At 35.7% G+C, this 16,699-nt stretch carries 15 protein-coding genes; 7 read left to right on the top strand and 8 right to left on the bottom strand.

What is annotated here, in order from left to right; all coding sequences use genetic code 11:
- Nucleotides 1-974: 974 nt before the first annotated feature.
- Nucleotides 975-2,093 (bottom strand): magnesium/cobalt transporter CorA, encoded by a 1,119-nt coding sequence (gene corA, locus EZJ43_RS11645; RefSeq protein WP_133262893.1) that lies wholly within the window; start codon nt 2,091-2,093, stop codon nt 975-977.
- A gap of 7 nt (nt 2,094-2,100) precedes the next feature.
- On the bottom strand, nt 2,101-2,712 hold the full coding sequence (locus EZJ43_RS11650) for a WbqC family protein (RefSeq protein WP_133262894.1): 612 nt from the start codon (nt 2,710-2,712) through the stop codon (nt 2,101-2,103).
- A 40-nt stretch (nt 2,713-2,752) separates the two neighbouring features.
- Between EZJ43_RS11650 and EZJ43_RS11655 the strand changes: the two genes are divergently transcribed.
- Together EZJ43_RS11655 and EZJ43_RS11660 are read left to right on the top strand one after the other, a co-directional pair.
- Nucleotides 2,753-3,631, top strand: a complete 879-nt coding sequence (locus EZJ43_RS11655) for a lysophospholipid acyltransferase family protein (protein WP_133262895.1) — start codon at nt 2,753-2,755, stop codon at nt 3,629-3,631.
- A complete protein-coding gene (locus EZJ43_RS11660; protein ID WP_133262896.1) occupies nt 3,628-4,647 on the top strand; it encodes a glycosyltransferase family 2 protein in 1,020 nt (339 codons plus the stop codon). The genes EZJ43_RS11655 and EZJ43_RS11660 overlap by 4 nt, the downstream gene beginning before the upstream one ends.
- A gap of 197 nt (nt 4,648-4,844) precedes the next feature.
- Here the strand turns inward: EZJ43_RS11660 and aroQ are convergent, their stop codons facing one another.
- On the bottom strand, nt 4,845-5,264 hold the full coding sequence (aroQ, locus tag EZJ43_RS11665; RefSeq protein WP_133262897.1) for a type II 3-dehydroquinate dehydratase: 420 nt from the start codon (nt 5,262-5,264) through the stop codon (nt 4,845-4,847).
- Between the two features lie 92 nt (nt 5,265-5,356).
- Here aroQ and xerD point away from each other — a divergent pair, with 92 nt between their 5' ends.
- The gene (gene xerD, locus EZJ43_RS11670; RefSeq protein ID WP_133262898.1) at nt 5,357-6,256 is read left to right on the top strand and encodes a site-specific tyrosine recombinase XerD; all 900 of its coding nucleotides are present in this window, start codon (nt 5,357-5,359) and stop codon (nt 6,254-6,256) included.
- 69 nt (nt 6,257-6,325) lie between these two features.
- Here xerD and EZJ43_RS11675 read toward each other — a convergent pair whose 3' ends face one another.
- The 4 genes from EZJ43_RS11675 to EZJ43_RS11690 all read right to left on the bottom strand — a co-directional run bounded on the left by EZJ43_RS11675 (nt 6,326) and on the right by EZJ43_RS11690 (nt 9,240).
- Entirely contained in the window at nt 6,326-7,621 is a 1,296-nt protein-coding gene (locus EZJ43_RS11675) for a DEAD/DEAH box helicase (RefSeq protein ID WP_133262899.1), read from the bottom strand.
- A gap of 156 nt (nt 7,622-7,777) precedes the next feature.
- Complete coding sequence (locus tag EZJ43_RS11680; RefSeq protein ID WP_133262900.1) at nt 7,778-7,972, bottom strand: hypothetical protein; 195 nt, start codon at nt 7,970-7,972, stop codon at nt 7,778-7,780.
- 154 nt (nt 7,973-8,126) lie between these two features.
- Complete coding sequence (locus tag EZJ43_RS11685; RefSeq protein WP_133262901.1) at nt 8,127-8,894, bottom strand: HNH endonuclease; 768 nt, start codon at nt 8,892-8,894, stop codon at nt 8,127-8,129.
- On the bottom strand, nt 8,881-9,240 hold the full coding sequence (locus EZJ43_RS11690) for a hypothetical protein (RefSeq protein WP_133262902.1): 360 nt from the start codon (nt 9,238-9,240) through the stop codon (nt 8,881-8,883). The genes EZJ43_RS11685 and EZJ43_RS11690 overlap by 14 nt, the downstream gene beginning before the upstream one ends.
- Nucleotides 9,241-9,490: 250 nt before the next feature.
- Between EZJ43_RS11690 and mnmA the strand changes: the two genes are divergently transcribed.
- Together mnmA and aqpZ are read left to right on the top strand one after the other, a co-directional pair.
- Entirely contained in the window at nt 9,491-10,582 is a 1,092-nt protein-coding gene (gene mnmA / locus EZJ43_RS11695) for a tRNA 2-thiouridine(34) synthase MnmA (RefSeq protein ID WP_133262903.1), read from the top strand.
- A 209-nt stretch (nt 10,583-10,791) separates the two neighbouring features.
- Entirely contained in the window at nt 10,792-11,499 is a 708-nt protein-coding gene (gene aqpZ, locus EZJ43_RS11700; RefSeq protein ID WP_207924621.1) for an aquaporin Z, read from the top strand.
- Between the two features lie 62 nt (nt 11,500-11,561).
- Here aqpZ and EZJ43_RS11705 read toward each other — a convergent pair whose 3' ends face one another.
- Entirely contained in the window at nt 11,562-12,077 is a 516-nt protein-coding gene (locus tag EZJ43_RS11705) for a glutathione peroxidase (RefSeq protein ID WP_133262904.1), read from the bottom strand.
- A 1,251-nt stretch (nt 12,078-13,328) separates the two neighbouring features.
- Here EZJ43_RS11705 and topA point away from each other — a divergent pair.
- Entirely contained in the window at nt 13,329-15,890 is a 2,562-nt protein-coding gene (gene topA, locus EZJ43_RS11710) for a type I DNA topoisomerase (protein ID WP_133262905.1), read from the top strand.
- A 190-nt stretch (nt 15,891-16,080) separates the two neighbouring features.
- A complete protein-coding gene (locus EZJ43_RS11715; protein ID WP_133262906.1) occupies nt 16,081-16,485 on the top strand; it encodes a hypothetical protein in 405 nt (134 codons plus the stop codon).
- Nucleotides 16,486-16,699: the final 214 nt, after the last annotated feature.

The following is a 16,699-nucleotide window of genomic DNA, read 5'->3' on the forward strand; positions in this document are numbered from 1 at the left end:
GAGTTTTGGTTGCATGTAACCATTTTATAATAATTACATCCCTTCGGGATTAGTGCATCACTTAGACCTAAAACTAGCTCATAAAAATGGAAAGTCACAAAAAATACTTACGTGTAAATCTATAGTTACTCCTTACCAATTAAACACAGCGTAGCTTTATTTTGATACACAAAACTGATAAAACGATATTTTAAGCCCGTAAGGCTGATATTATTATAACAAAAACTGCGCTCCGCCAATAAACCCCAACGGGGTGGCAATATCGTAACTAATCATGGTGGTATTCATCAAATCCCTCCATATGTCACCACCTTCGGAGTTTTGGTTGCATGTAACCAATTTTATAATAATTACATCCCTTCGGGATTAGTGCATCACTTAGACCTAAAACTAGCTCATAAAATGGAAAGTCACAAAAAATATTTGTGTGTAAATCTGTAGTTACTCCTTACCAACAAAACACAACGTAGCTTTATGTTGATACACAAAACTTATTAAACGATATTTTAAGCCCGTAGGGCTGATATTATTATAACAAAAACTGCGCTCCGCCAATAAATCCCAACGGGGGTAATATCTTAACTAATCATGGCCGCATTCATCAAATCCCTCCGTATGTCACCACCTTCGGGGTTTTGGTTGCATGTAACCAATTTTATGATAATTACATCCCTTCGGGATTGGTGCATCACTTAGACCTAAAACTAGCTCATAAAAATGGAAAGTCACAAAAAATACTTACGTGTAAATCTATAGTTACTCCTTACCAATTAAACACAGCGTAGCTTTATTTTGATACACAAAACTTATTAAACGATATTTTAAGCCCGTAGGGCTGATATTATTATAACAAAAACTGCGCTCCGCCAATAAACCCCAACGGGGTGGCATTATTCAACTGAACGAAAAGCAACAACTTCATCTTCTTGCATATCCCAGTAGCTTTAAATTTACATGCAAATAGACCAAAAAAATTATTTAAACCAGCCTTTGCGCCAAAAGTAGATCACCTGCAATACTGCAATAATAGACATCCCAATCATGGTGTACAAATAGCCATGTGCGGCATAAAGCTCGGGCATATTTTGTGGTAGAACCTTGCCGGTAACTGGGTCTTCCCTACTAAAATTCATTCCATAAATGCCGGCAATAAAGGTTAGTGGTATAAAAATGGAAGATATGATCGTTAACACCTTCATAATCTCGTTCATCCGATTACTGATAATCGACAAATACATATCAATAATACTTGCCGAAATCTCTTTCAATGATTCTACCATATCAATTACTTGAATACAATGATCGTATGCATCTCGTAAATAAAGTTTCGTTTTCACATCAATCAACTCACTTTCTGAGCGTAAAATATCGTTCATTTTATCTCTTTCTGGCCATGCAACACGCCTTAGCGTAATTAAATTACGTTTAATCGTTTGCGTATCAAACATGATTGTTTTGTCGGGTTTATCAAGTAAACGATCTTCAATGGCGTCTAAGTTTTCACTCCAAAAACCTAAAATGGCAAAATATTCATCAACCACAATATCCATTAAAGCATACATTAAATAACTACTTCCACCTATCCTAATATTTCCTTTACCAATTTCTAAACGCTTTCTAATAGGTATCAAACAGTCTTCATAACGATCTTGAAACGTAAATAAAACGTTTTCGGTAAGTATGAAAGATAATTGTTCATTAATTAGATTTTGCTCGCTATCCATATAAAGCATTCGGCTTACCGCAAAATCGTAACCATCGTATTCTTCGTATTTTGGCCTTTGGTAAGTCATTGTAATATCTTCCAATACAAGTTTGTTTATATTAAAATCAACGCTCAACCTTTCAAACAACTCAACTGTTTTAAAACCCTTTATATCAACCCAATAAGTATATTTTTTATCATTAATAGCCTCCTTCAGATTATTTAAATCTGGCAGGGCCTCTTCTTTATAATAATCGGCGTGATAGGTGTGCAACTTAATTACAGATTCTAACGAGTGCTCATCGGTGTACACCAAACCCGGACTAGCACCAGGTTTTGGAAGTGTGTACTTTTTATTTTTATGTCTGTGTTTAGCAGTTTTAGCCATCGTAATTTTATAGATAATTTTTTGCGTGCGGACCTTGATTAAATAGTAAATCGACAATACTCAAATTCGGCATAAAGTCAAATCTATCTTCAAATACTTGATAATAGGGTTTGTTGTTTGGTTGCTCATCCATTGTTTTGGGGCTCATTTTATTTCTAAAATCTAAATCTGGCAATACTTCGTCGCTATAAGAAGTCGTAAAATTCAAATCCATCTTAAATTTCAGTTTTTTAACCAACCATTCGGTCATCTGTAAATTATAATCGAAAAGAAAATCGAATTTTTTAGTGTAAAATGGAACCAAATCATCCTCATAAAACTCAAAATAAGCAGAACTTCTATAACAGCTTTCTAAACTCATCCAGTGCATCCTTTGCCACTTAAAATCGTTACTTATTCGCACATCAAGGGCTTTAGTACGCATTTTAGATCCCTTTAAAATAGGCACAGTTAAATCTAACCTGCCATTCGGCGATAAAATACTCATCCTATTACGATAAGTTTGCTTAGGGAAATGTTCATATTTTTCTATTAAAAAATCATCACTAACTTTGTTCAGTAAGCTAAAATAATTTATCGGTGCAAGATAAAATAATGGAAGTATAGCGGTATTTTGCATTTGAAGATTTATGTTTGTAACCTTAAGAAACCTAAAAATAATGATAAATAGAGGGATTGCGCATATTGGAGTATTTTTTTTCTTCGTTTTATCGCTTTTGCCCCTATCTGTATTATTATTTTTTGCAAGATTACTATATTATATCCTTTATTACCTAATCGGCTACAGAAAAAAAGTAGTTAGAGAGAATTTAACCAATGCCTTTCCTCAAAAAAGTAAATCGGAAATTATTAAATTAGAAAAAGAATTTTTCAAATTTTTGGCTGATTTAATATTTGAAGTCATTCAACTCACCACAATTTCGAAAAAAGAGATTCTTGAAAGAGTGAAGTTTAATGGATTGGAGCAAGTTCAATATCATTTTGATAAAGGAGAAAGTGTTTTGGCTTGTACCGGGCATTATGGAAATTGGGAACTTGGCACCTTAGCGCTCGGATTAAGTTTAACGGGCAAAACCATGGTTATTTACAAGCCAATAAAGAATAAAATTTTCGAAACTTGGTTTGATAAATTTAGAACTCGATATGGCAACCTTTTTATTGCCATGCGGCAAACTTTAAGAGCCATTACAACCTATAAAAATGAACCTACTTTACTGTGTTTTGCAAGCGATCAATCGCCTGTCCGCGAAGAATCTAAATATTTTTTGGACTTCTTAAACCAGCCTACTGCAGCGCTTTTGGGTGTAGAAAAAATAGCCAAGCAAACTAAACGCCCGGTTTATTATTTTAAAGTAAGCGTTGTTAAAAGAGGTTATTACAATGTAGAAGTATTTCCACTTTGTTTAGCGCCAGCAGAAAGTGCAGAATTTGAAATAACCAACCTGCACTTTAAATTTTTAGAAAATATTATTAAAGAAAAACCACAATATTGGCTTTGGAGCCATAAGCGTTGGAAATTTAAACCCGAATTAATTTGACGAATCCTTCTGTAGCTGTTGTAATTTTAAACTGGAACGGTAAATCTTTTTTACAACAATTTTTGCCAAGCATTTTGCTTAGCGAGTACGATAATTTACAAATAATTGTTGGCGATAACGCGTCAACCGATGATTCTGTTGCTTTTATTACGGAAAATTTCCCTACTGTACAAATACTTTGTAATACAACTAATTACGGTTTTGCAGGTGGCTACAACCAAATTTTAGCCCGGGTTGAGGCAGATTATTACGTGCTTTTAAATTCGGACGTAGAAGTTACGCCCAATTGGATCAAACCAGTAATTAATTTAATGGAAAGCGATGAACAGATTGCGGCAGCACAGCCGAAAATAAAATCTTTCAATCAGAAAAGCCAATTTGAATATGCTGGGGCAGCTGGAGGATTTTTAGATCTTTACGCCTTCCCTTTCTGCCGTGGGCGATTATTTAATGTTTACGAGGAAGACCGCAATCAATATCACGATACCACAGAAGTATTTTGGGCAAGCGGTGCAGCGCTTTTTATTAAAAGCAAATGTTGGAAAGAAGCAGGCGGTTTAGATGCCGATTTGTTTGCCCACATGGAGGAAATCGACTTGTGCTGGCGTTTAAAAAACCTGAATTATAAAATTATGTATTGTGCCGATTCCGAAGTATTTCACGTTGGTGGTGGCACTTTACAAACTGAAAATCCCTTTAAAACCTATCTTAATTTCAGGAATAACCTGATGATTATGCAGAAAAATTTGCCTGCCAATGATGCTTATTTTCGCATTGCGATTAGAATGTGTATAGATTTTGTGGCCTGGTGGCACTTTTTGTTAACCGGCAAACCAAAATTTACGGTTGCAGTAACTAAAGGTCATTATCATTTCTTAAAAGCACTATTTAAAACTGGCAACAAACGAACTTTATATCAAAAACCTTATTTACAACATACAGGAACTTATGCTAACAGCGTGGTTTGGGCATTTTTTGTAAGAAAAATCAAATATTTTTCAGGACTTGGTATTTAATATTTGCTACAAGGAAACGTTTTAAAACGAATCGTTCTCATTTTACAGATTTAACTTTTTACCACAGAAATACAGATTTACACGGAAGTCTTACTTCTTTTGCGCTGTATAACTTCATGTATTTCGTTAGGTTAAATATTTCTATTACTACTCCTATTAAAATATATTCAATACCTCGAACCTTGTATGTGGGTTATTTATTTAATTAACAAACTCTCAATCGCCAACCTATACCCTTTCATTCCGAAACCTGTTAAAACACCTTGGCAGTTTTTACCCGTTAACGATACATGCCTAAATTCTTCGCGGGCGTAAATATTAGAAATATGAACTTCGACTACCGGCGTTTTTATAGCCGCAATAGCATCGGCAATGGCAACCGAAGTATGTGTGTAACCACCTGCATTTAAAATAATTCCATCATAACTAAAGCCAACCTCATGTAACTTGTTTATAATTTCGCCTTCTACGTTGCTTTGGTAATAATCAATTTCAATAATGGCATACACTTCTTTTAGTTCCTTTATATAGTCTTCTATGCTTGTATTGCCATAAATTGATGGTTCACGAACGCCTAAAAGATTTAAATTCGGACCGTTTATAATTTGTATTTTCATCTTTCTAAATTATTTTCATTGGTTTTAATATTGATGTTATCAGCTTAAAAAATTGTAACGTTGCAATGTTATAAAAAATCTTAAATAAAATCATGCTTTGGCAATCATATATTAACGGATTTAAGAGTTATTTAAAATTAGAGCGCTCGCTTTCTGCAAATTCTGTTTACGCATATTTAAGCGATATTGATAAGTTGGCGCAATATTTCATTTCGATACAGAAACAAGCTAAACTTGAAGACATTGGCATAAGCGATTTAAAACAATTTATTTCTTGGTTAAACGAGCTTGGTATGTTACCAAGCACCCAAGCGAGAGTAATTTCTGGCCTCAAAGCATTTTTTAATTATTTACTTTTGGAAGAAGTGATTATTGTTAATCCAGCCGAATTAATTGAAGCGCCCAAACTTGGCAGAAAACTGCCAGATACACTAAATATTAACGAAATTAATAGCATTATTGATGCTGTTGATGCTTCGAAACCAGAGGGTATGCGCAATAAAGCAATTATTGAAGTTTTATACGGTTGTGGATTAAGGGTTAGCGAGTTATGCGAACTTAAAATTTCGAATATTTATACCCAAATAGAATTTATAAAAGTAATTGGTAAAGGTAATAAAGAGCGATTAATACCCATCGGAACCACGGCTTTAAAGCTTATTAATATTTACTTAAACAAAGTTAGGGTTCATGCCAACATTAAAAAAGGAAATGAAGATTTTGTTTTTCTAAACCGTTTTGGCGCTAAACTTTCGCGCATTACCATTTTTAATTTGATCAAAACTTTAGCGGTTGTAACGGGCTTGAAGAAAACGATTAGTCCGCATACATTGCGCCATTCTTTTGCTACGCACCTGATTGAAGGTGGTGCAGATTTAAGAGCGGTACAAGAAATGCTGGGCCATTCGAGTATTACCACAACCGAAATTTATACCCATATAGACCGCGATTATTTAAGGGGTGTAATTACGCAGTACCATCCACGATCGTAAAATGAGATTTATTTCAATATTTTTTATCAGAGATGCATTTCTATCATCCACCAACAATAGAATTGTAAATTACGATAACCCCTTCTTATTTTTATAGGTCATTTTCGCCTTCGTGCCCGCACTGTAATTGTAGTTTTTAAGGTTGCTGGCTTTTTTATCGTGAAATGCAGGACCACGTTCTGATGCATCTTCTTCCTCTCCCTTTTTCTTCTTGGTTTTAGGCGCTGGATCCACAATTTTTAAATCTTCGGGCAGCTCAATCACTTCCATCCGCTCGCCAACGGCTTGCTCAATTTTCTTAACCTCAATTAATTCAATATCTGTTGAAAACACTATAGAAACCACTTCTTCGGCCTCTCGTTTAACAATACGCTGAATTAGTGTCTCTTTTTGATCGGGCAATTCTAAGTGCAACACAATCGGAATACCCTGAATATCTAAATCACCCAAGTTTTCGTTAGCCACAATTAAAACCCTAGCATCTGGGTTGTCTTTAAAATCTTCAATATCATCGTAGCCAGCATCATCGAAAAATAAAGAACGGTAAATGCTGATTTCTCCTTCTTTTGTATGATTAAAGTTTTTATAAACCGTTTGCGCCGTTAAGCGGGTATTTACAAAAATAACAACTTTATCAAAAACCTCTTCATCGTTTAATAACAGCGTTAAAAGGTTAAGCTTGGTTCGAAAATTTGGCACCATGTAAAGCATTTGTTGATACACTTCGGCTTCCTTTTCGCCAATCTCATCTACCTCAATAGTGGTTGCAGATTCTTTCATAAAAGGCGAAATCATGAGTGTTAATTTCTCATGCACCAACTCCGTAAAAACAAGGTGTTGCGCTTTATATGCGCTATTTGCCAATTCTACAACGGGCAACTGGAGTCCTTTTTTAATAATTAGTTCGGCATTATCTACAATAAAAAGTTGAATTTTATTGGTATTTAACGCGAGTTTTAAATACAATGCCCGCGCCCGATCGGGTACGGCGACAATTACATCGCAACCGTCGGTAATTTCGTTCATTTGCGTATCAACCGCACCACGACTATCGATGCCTAGAATACGAAAAGTTTTATTTTTGTTTAATAATTCAAATTGCGCTAAAACAAGATCCACATGCTCGGCATCGGGCACTAAAATTAATGCACGAGGTGCTTCTTCAAACGCATATTTTAGTTTCATTAGCGTAGCAAGCACGTAAGTGGTGGTTTTTCCAACGCCTTCTGGCCCTACTACTAGCAAATCTTGTCCGCCTAAAATTCTAGACATTGATCGGGTTTGAACTTCCTTTGGTGTTAAAAAACCTGCATCCGTCATGGAAGCGACAAGTGGTTTACTCAGTTTTAATTTATCTAATGACACGTTTTCTGCTTTAAAAATTATTTTGCAAATATCTTTAAAATAATTGGGTTGTGAGAATGTTATGTTTTATTTGGGGTTTGAGGGTGGCGTGAAACGATTTTGCTTCATGAAACGAAACCTGAGTAGTGTAGGCCAAAATGTATCCTATTCGGTTTCTTAAATAACTAAAGTTTCATTCAATACTGGTTTAATTTCGATAATTCGGAAATTCTCCTTTTTACGAGTTCTTGCAATAGAATCATCTTTGCCACCAGAAACGTAGTATTCTACGAAATGTTTAGCATCATCTTCGTTTATTGCTTCTATTTCAACAATGTATTCCCTTGTTAAAGCGATAGTAAACTTTTTCATTTCGGTATGGATTAATATTTAGTTTTCTCAAAAGATATGGGGCTGACAAACAATATTCTGGAAGCTTGCTTATATACCATTAAATCTGAATGAATAATCAACATTTGTGTGGGCATAAGCGGCCTGGGATTTTCGCTTTAATCCTTTACGTAAATTACTTACGAAAGATATTTTGATAGTGAAAATCTAGAAAATGTTGAGATGGTAGAAATTTATCTGGTAGAGTGATAGTTTGGTTTTCATATTTAAGAAATAAATCTGAAACAGCATTTTCTTTAGAATAATCTTTAAAATAATCAGATATTTTGATTTTAAAGTCTGGTGTAATAGTTATAAAACCTCTATCAAATGCCTTATCGTGAATAGAGTTCAAGCATAGTCCATTATGAGGATTTAACCTATTTGCCTTGTCTTTTTTCCAAGGGACAATGTGACTTGCTACTAAGAAGTCAGGGATAGATAAGCCCGTAATACAACATTTTTGATTATACGAAGCAAGAATTGTGCTTCTGAAAAAAGATTGATTAACTCTAACTCTAATTAGTGTTTCTCTTTCCGTTCCTTGTGGAAAATATTCTACATCGAAGTCAACTATTTCTTCGATGGCTTTATTTTGAAATTGCGCAATAAGTAATTCACTCTCATAAGCCAATTTTTCCCAGTTTCCATTAAACTCGTTCCAAATTGTTTCATCAAGTTTGCTTCCATTACCTAAGCCGACTATACCTTGTTTTTTTAATTCTGGATCTAGACGACCGAAATTACCAACTTTCATATTCAACGCAGATGGACTTCGACCAATTATGTTTGCATATTTGATGATTGTCGAATTAGTTTTACTACTACTTTTGAATGGAATTTTACAATAAACATTAAAAGCAACAATTGTTTGCTCTCTAGTCCAATCACTAATTTTCGACATGTTCAGTTATTATAATTTTATCATTTAGAATAAGGGAGTAAAAATTCTGAAAAGCTTCATCCTTGAGTTCCTTTTCTTTTATCTTTATTAATTCTACTATTTCTCTATCTGACAATGCGCCCAAAGATTCAGTAAAATCTGCTTTATCATTTTCATTTGTAAATTCATCGTCTAAAAGCTTGTACAAATCATCCAATTGGGTTACTCTATCATCAGACTGATAATTTTTTAAAAACCATACTAGAAAATCTTCAAGATCATTATCGATATTAGGAAGTTCGGTAATATCAGTATTTCTTAAAAAACCTCCAGGATGCTCCCGATATCTAAAATAAATTTTCTTCATTACACGATTTTGTTGGTTTGGATTTGTTTTGAATCGTGTACTAAAATACTAAAAATATTAGAATTAGATTGCTTCTTATTTGAATAGATATTAACATTATTTTTAGAGAGAAGGTTTTAACCTCTTTCATAGCTGGTATTATATGTTGGTAAGAAATCAATTAAATCCTCCCCCCCTTTTTACACCAACTTGACCTCCAAAAACAAATCTCTCCCAAATAAACCCTACTTTTGCAAACAATAGCATAAAAATGAGTAAACACGGTAGAATTCTGGTAGCCATGAGTGGCGGGGTTGATAGTTCGGTAGCAGCGGTGATGTTGCACGAGCAGGGTTATGAGGTTATTGGTTTAACCATGAAAACTTGGGATTATGCCACTTCTGGCGGAAGCAGTAAGGAAACTGGCTGTTGCTCGCTCGATAGTATTAATGATGCCCGTACACTTGCCGTAAACTATGGTTTTCCACATTATATTTTAGATATCCGCGATGAATTTGGCGACTATGTAATCGATAATTTTGTTGATGAATATCTTGCTGGTAGAACACCAAACCCATGTGTTTTATGTAATACACACATTAAATGGGAAGCTTTATTAAAACGAGCCAACAAATTAGATTGTGAGTTTATCGCTACTGGGCATTATGCAAATATTCGTGCGCAAGACAGCGGTAGATATGTAATTTCGAAAGGGAAAGACGAAAATAAAGATCAATCGTACGTGCTTTGGGGTGTTTCGCAAGAGAATTTATCGAGAACGAAATTCCCATTAGGGAGTTTCGCAAAAGCCGATATAAGACAAATGGCTTTAGATATGGGTCAAGAAGAATTGGCTAAAAAATCTGAAAGCTACGAGATTTGCTTCGTTCCTGATAATGATTATAGAGCATTTTTAAAACACAAAGTAGAAGATTTAGAAGACCGCGTTGCTGGTGGAAATTTCATTTTAAGCAACGGCATGGTGGTTGGTCAACATAAAGGTTATCCATTTTACACCATTGGTCAGCGTAAAGGTTTGGGCATTGCTTTTGGCGAGCCTATGTTTGTAACCCAAATTTTGCCCGAAAGTAATACTGTTGTTTTAGGTAAAGCCGATGAATTGGAACGTAAAGAAGCAATGGTGCGAAACATTAATTTGGTAAAATACGCCAATATTAACGAGCCAATGGGTGATGTAATTACCAAAATCCGTTATAAAGATGCAGGCATGTTAAGTACAATTGCACAGGAGAAAGATAGAATGCGGGTGGTTTTCGATCATAACGTATCTGCAATTGCGCCAGGTCAATCTGCTGTATTTTACGAGGGAAATGACTTGTTGGGCGGTGGATTTTTAGTTTAAATAAATACCTTAATTTATATTAAAAACCTTTGTTGATTTTTCGGCAAAGGTTTTTTTATGCGATCGATTTTTTACTTCGGCAATTTTTTTTGCCTCATACTTAAAGCTTTAAAATCAAAATAATGTCATTTTTTTTATTTTAAATTTCTTTCTTTATCTTCGTTAATCATTCCTATAGTTAAAACTGCCAACAAACTAAATTTAATTATATGGAAACCTCAAAAATTTCAAAATTCAGTGCTGAGTTTATCGGCACACTCGTATTGGTGCTAATGGGTTGCGGTAGTGCTGTAATTGCTGGTGCAAATGGTACAACAGGCGTAGGTATTTTAGGTATCGCTTTTGCGTTTGGGCTATCGGTTATTGCCATGGCTTATGCAATCGGACACATTTCAGGTTGCCACATTAATCCTGCAATATCTATTGGTATGGTTGTGGCTGGCCGAATGAAAGCTTCAGAAGCAGCGTATTATATTGTTGCACAAATTTTAGGTGCAATAGCTGGTGCTTTTATATTGCTACAAATTGCATCGGGCAAACCCGAATACTCTTTGGCTACAAATGGGTTGGGCCAAAATGGTTTCGATGCACTTTCTCCACAGCATTACAGCCTGCAAGCGGGTATCATTGCCGAAGTGGTATTAACATTTATCTTCTTGTTGGTAATTTTCGGTTCCACATCTACCAAAAACATTAATGGTGGTTTTGCAGGTTTGGCAATTGGTTTAAGTTTAGTGCTTATTCACATTGTTGGTATTCCGGTAACAGGCGTTTCAGTAAATCCAGCTAGAAGTATCGGTCCTGCTTTATTGGTAGGCGGCCAAGCACTGAGCCAAGTGTGGATGTTTATTGTTGCACCAATAGTTGGCGCTATATTAAGTGCCATAGTTTGGAGAACAGTTTTAGAAAAAAACTAAGTCAAAAAAAAAGGTGTAGAGCCTAAAACCCTACACCTTTTTACCTTAAACCTTCTACCCTTCTAAAGGTTTTTTAAAATTGCCTCATCCATCGGTTTAGTTTTCGAACGGAAACGATGTACCAACTCTCCTTTTTCATTAATTAAGAATTTCTCAAAATTCCACTTAATATCACCTTGCTCTTCGGTATTGGTTTGTGTAGTTAAATATTTAAACAGCGGACTAATATCACTCCCCATTACACTGCTTTTTTGTGCCAACATAAAAGTAACATTATATTTTCCTGTACAAAACTTTTTAATTTCGGCATCGGTAGAAAATTCTTGTCCGCCAAAATTACCTTCGGGGAAACCAATTACAACTAACTTTTTACCATATTGTTTATGTAATTTCTCTAAATCTTCATATTGCGGTGTATAACCACACATTGATGCTGTATTTACAATAAGAATTTTTTTGCCTTTAAATTGCGATAGTTTAACTTCTTTACCATCGATGGTTTTGAAACTGAAATCGTAAACATTTTTTGGTGGGTTTGGCGCCAAAAAGCTTAGTAGAATTAAAATTGTGTTAATCATAGTTCTTGTTTTTTTTAATAATATACGAATATATATACAAAGGGGTTTTTGTTTAGTAAGGTAATTGTAAAATGTTGTAAAATGGTGGATTTTAGAAAGGATTAAGGTTTTGGAAATGGACGTTTGAAGCTTTTCAAAAACACCAGTCCAGCTTTCCCTACAAGCACAATGAAAAATTGTGGCTTTTCGTACAAATCGCCCGCCTGCCTCGAGCTGGGGTTTAAAAACATTGGAAACTGCAAATATTGAATGGCAAGGTTATGTGAGCACACTTTCACACACTTTGCGTTTTTCCCGCTTGCCTGTCCGGCACGCAGGCGTAGGTGGGAATCTTAAAGCAATAAATATGTTTTTCTTCCGCATTAGGATTCCCACTTTCGCGGGAACGACGATCGCCCCATACAAATTCACTAGAAATAGCATCTTCAATTATTTGCTGGTTAGGAAATGTTTTCCTGACTTTCCGAACTGAGGATTTAAAATCCTCTACTCAAAAATCTGGATTTCAAATCCAGACCAACTCAAGGTTCTCTTTAAGTTTGAAAATGAAAGTGTAGGGCATTTCGGTTACACCAGCCCCGCTTTCCCTACAAGCACAATGAAAAATTGTGGCTTTTCGTACAAATCGCCCGCCTGCCTCGAGCTGGGGTTTAAAAACTTAAAAAATGCAAGTATCGAACGTTGAGGTTATCTTCACACACTTAACGCCTTTCCCGCTTGCCTGTCCGGCAGGCAGGCGTAGGCGGAAATCTTAAAGCAATAAATATGTTTTTCTTCCGCATTAGGATTCCCACTTTCGCGGGAATGATGATCGCCCAAACAAATTAACTAAAAATAGCATCTTCAATTATTTGCTGGTTAGAAAATGTTTTCCTGACTTACTGAACTGAGGATTTAAAATCCTCTACTCAAAAATCTGGATTTCAAATCCAGACCAACTCAAAAACCCGCAAATAGTATTTACTGCCCTCGCCACATAAACCCCCGCCTGAGGAAGGCAGGAAATTGAAGTGGGAAACCCGGAAACCGAGGTACGAGGTTGAGGATTTGAAACGGAAAGTAGGAACAAATTATTTTATTAATTGCTGCAGTACCTTTTCAAAAATCATAGTGCAATTAAGCCTTTAATGGTTGCTTTTTCTTGTTATCAACCCAAAATAATAAAGAAATTTAATAAAAAAAATGTATTAAATTTTACTTGCGTTTGGTTTTATCCTTTAATTATAGCTTTATTTGCACAAATACGTATTTATGGCAAAAAATTTACTCATCGTCGAATCACCCGCAAAAGCCAAAACTATAGAAGGCTATTTAGGAAAAGATTTTCTTGTAAAATCGAGCTATGGCCACATCCGAGATTTGGCAAAGGGCGACATGGCCATAGATATTGACAAGGATTTTGCGCAAACGTACGAAGTGCCACCTGAAAAGAAAGCACTGGTTGCCGAATTGAAAAAACTTGCTAAAGATGCCGAAATGGTATGGTTAGCATCCGATGAAGACCGTGAGGGAGAAGCCATTTCTTGGCATTTATACGAAACTTTAGGGTTAAAGGCTGATAAAACAAAAAGAATTGTTTTCCACGAAATTACTAAACCCGCTATTTTAAAAGCAATTGATAGTCCGCGAGATATTAATTACAATTTGGTAAATGCGCAACAAGCGCGACGTGTTTTAGATCGTTTAGTTGGCTTCGAACTCTCGCCAGTTTTATGGAAGAAAGTTAAACCATCGCTATCTGCAGGTCGCGTACAATCTGTTACCGTACGGTTAATTGTAGATAGAGAACGCGAAGTACAAAAATTTAATACAACTGCAGCCTATAAAATTACCGCTCAATTTAATACAGGGAAAGGCAAAGAATTGGTAAAAGCCGAATTGCCACAGCGTTTTGAAAACCAAGCAGATGCCGAAAAATATTTACAAGATTGTGCGGCGGCTAAATTTAGCGTTACAAGTTTAGAAACAAAGCCTGCAAAAAGAAATCCTGCAGCGCCTTTTACAACTTCAACATTACAACAAGAAGCATCAAGAAAGTTAGGTTTTTCGGTAGCTAGAACCATGCAGGTTGCACAGAAACTTTACGAAGCGGGTAAGATTACATACATGAGAACAGATTCTGTTAATTTATCAGACACTGCTTTAAACGCTGCAGCAGCCGAAATTAATTCGGCCTACGGCAATAAATACCACCACCAAAGAATTTATAAAACAAAATCGGCAGGTGCTCAAGAAGCGCATGAAGCCATACGTCCAACTTATTTTGACAAACACAGTGTTGATGGAGATATTTCTGAAAAACGTTTGTATGATTTGATTTGGAAACGTGCAATTGCATCACAAATGAGTGAAGCGTTGTTCGAAAAAACAACTGCTCAAATTACAGCTTCGACCAGAAAAGAGCATTTAGTTGCCGAAGGTGAGGTTTTAAAATTTGATGGCTTTTTGAAGGTTTACTTAGAATCTACCGATGATGAGGAAGGCGAAGAAAAAGAAGGTGGTTATATTTTACCTCCTTTGGAAAAAGGGCAAGATTTAAATTTAAAAGAAATGCAGGCAACGGAACGTTATTCTCGTCCGCCGGCAAGATATACTGAAGCCAGTTTGGTTAAAAAGTTAGAGGAATTAGGCATTGGCCGACCTTCTACTTATGCACCAACAATTTCTACGGTACAAAATCGCGGTTACGTGGTTAAAGAAGATAGAGATGGAAAACAGCGCCAATTTACGGCTTTTGTTTTGGCTGATGGCATCGTGAAAAAAGAGGCAAAATCGGAGATCACAGGTGCTGAAAAATCGAAGCTCTTTCCTACTGATATTGGCGAAGTGGTAAACGATTTCTTGGTAGAACATTTTAAAGGAATTGTTGATTTTAACTTCACGGCAAAAGTTGAAAAAGAGTTTGATGAGATTGCGCAAGGTTTGCAAGAGTGGACAAAAATGTTGCACTCTTTCTACAAGCCTTTCCACGCCGAAGTAGAAACGACTTTAGAAAATGCAGAGCGTGCCACAGGCGAACGTTTATTGGGTTTAGACCCTGCAACAGGCAAAAACGTATATACTAAGGTTGGTAAGTTTGGGCCGTTGGTTCAAATTGGTGAGCTTGATGAGGAAGAAAAACCGCGCTATGCGAGTTTAATGCGCACACAATCAGTTGCTACAATCGCTTTAGAAGATGCTTTAGAGCTTTTTAAATTACCTTTCTCGTTGCCTGATTTTGACGGCAAGGAAGTTTTAATTGGCGTTGGTAGGTTTGGGCCTTATGTTAAATGGGGCGAAGCGTTTATCTCTTTACCAAAAAGCGAAGAACCACTTTCGGTTACTTACGATAGAGCAGTTGAAATTATTAAAGAAAAAATGGAAGCTGATGCGCCAATTGCCCATTACGAAGGTTTAGGCGTTACAAAAGGCAAAGGAAGGTTTGGACCGTTTATAAAATGGAATGATCTTTTTATCAATATTCCGGCAAAGGGGTACGATTTCGATAATTTATCGCAAGAAGATATTGACACTTTAATTGGCAAAAAAGTTGAGAAAGAGGCCAATAGATTCATCAAAACTTGGGATGAGGAAAAAATCTCAATCGAAAATGGTCGTTGGGGACCGTTTATCCGTTTTGGTAAATTAATGCTTAAACTTAGATACAACGAAGTAACCAAACAAAAATATACACCAGAAGAATTGGTGGATGTAGATTTGGAACTGATTAAAAAGATGATTGTAGAACAAGTGCCAAAAGCCTTTGAAACGAAGAAAAAAGCCCCAGCAAAGAAAAAGGCAGTAGCGAAGAAAGCCGTAGCGAAAAAGAAATAAAATAAGAGCAAAGAACAAGGAACAAAGATTAAAGACAAAATCTTAAATAAATAAGGTTTTTATTCTTTGTTCATTGATCTTTATTCAACCTGGGAAATAAAATAAGAGCAACGAACAGGTATCAAAGATTAAAGACAAAATCTTTAATAACTGACATCTTTATTCTTTGTTCCTTGATCCTTAATTCAACATGAAAGCAGATTTACCAGAAAACACAGTTGAAGATATTGCAATGGCTGTTGTGCTGATTGGCGAAACGCCAGAGGTAACAAGCTGGACGGTTTACATCGTTAATTTGAAAGACGAACCGATTACAAACGTTTTAATTAGCTCTAAAGGTTACGGTGAAAAAGATGGCAAACAGGTTAAAACTTCAGTGTTAAGACATTCAATTGGTGATATGGAAGCTAATAGTTTTAAAGGTGTAGAAGCAATAGATCCCGAAGTTTTCGGGCTAACAAACGAGTATTGGTTAAGTTATTATGTTGGCTCAACTATCTACGATAAAAAATTCATCTTCCTCCCAGAAAGTATAATCGATTCCAATTTTATAAAAATTCCGCTGGTAAATAAGCCGGGTGTGATGATTAAGTAAGGTTTTAATTTAAAAAGAATACGAGGCAGTCGTAATTCCTGCTAACAAACAATCCTTCTCTCCACACCATCTCCGAATATAATTCTATCGGCGTATTAATCTACCAGTGTCATCTCCCGTAATTTACTTCTGAGGTAGAGTTGATGTTTACCAATCGAAAAGAAGCCATTTGCTGACGAAAAACAGCGTTTGTGGCACGAATAATAAAATGCGA

Origin of the sequence: Pedobacter changchengzhani (genome assembly GCF_004354365.1) — a bacterium.
GTDB classification, from domain to species: Bacteria; Bacteroidota; Bacteroidia; order Sphingobacteriales; family Sphingobacteriaceae; genus Pedobacter; species Pedobacter changchengzhani.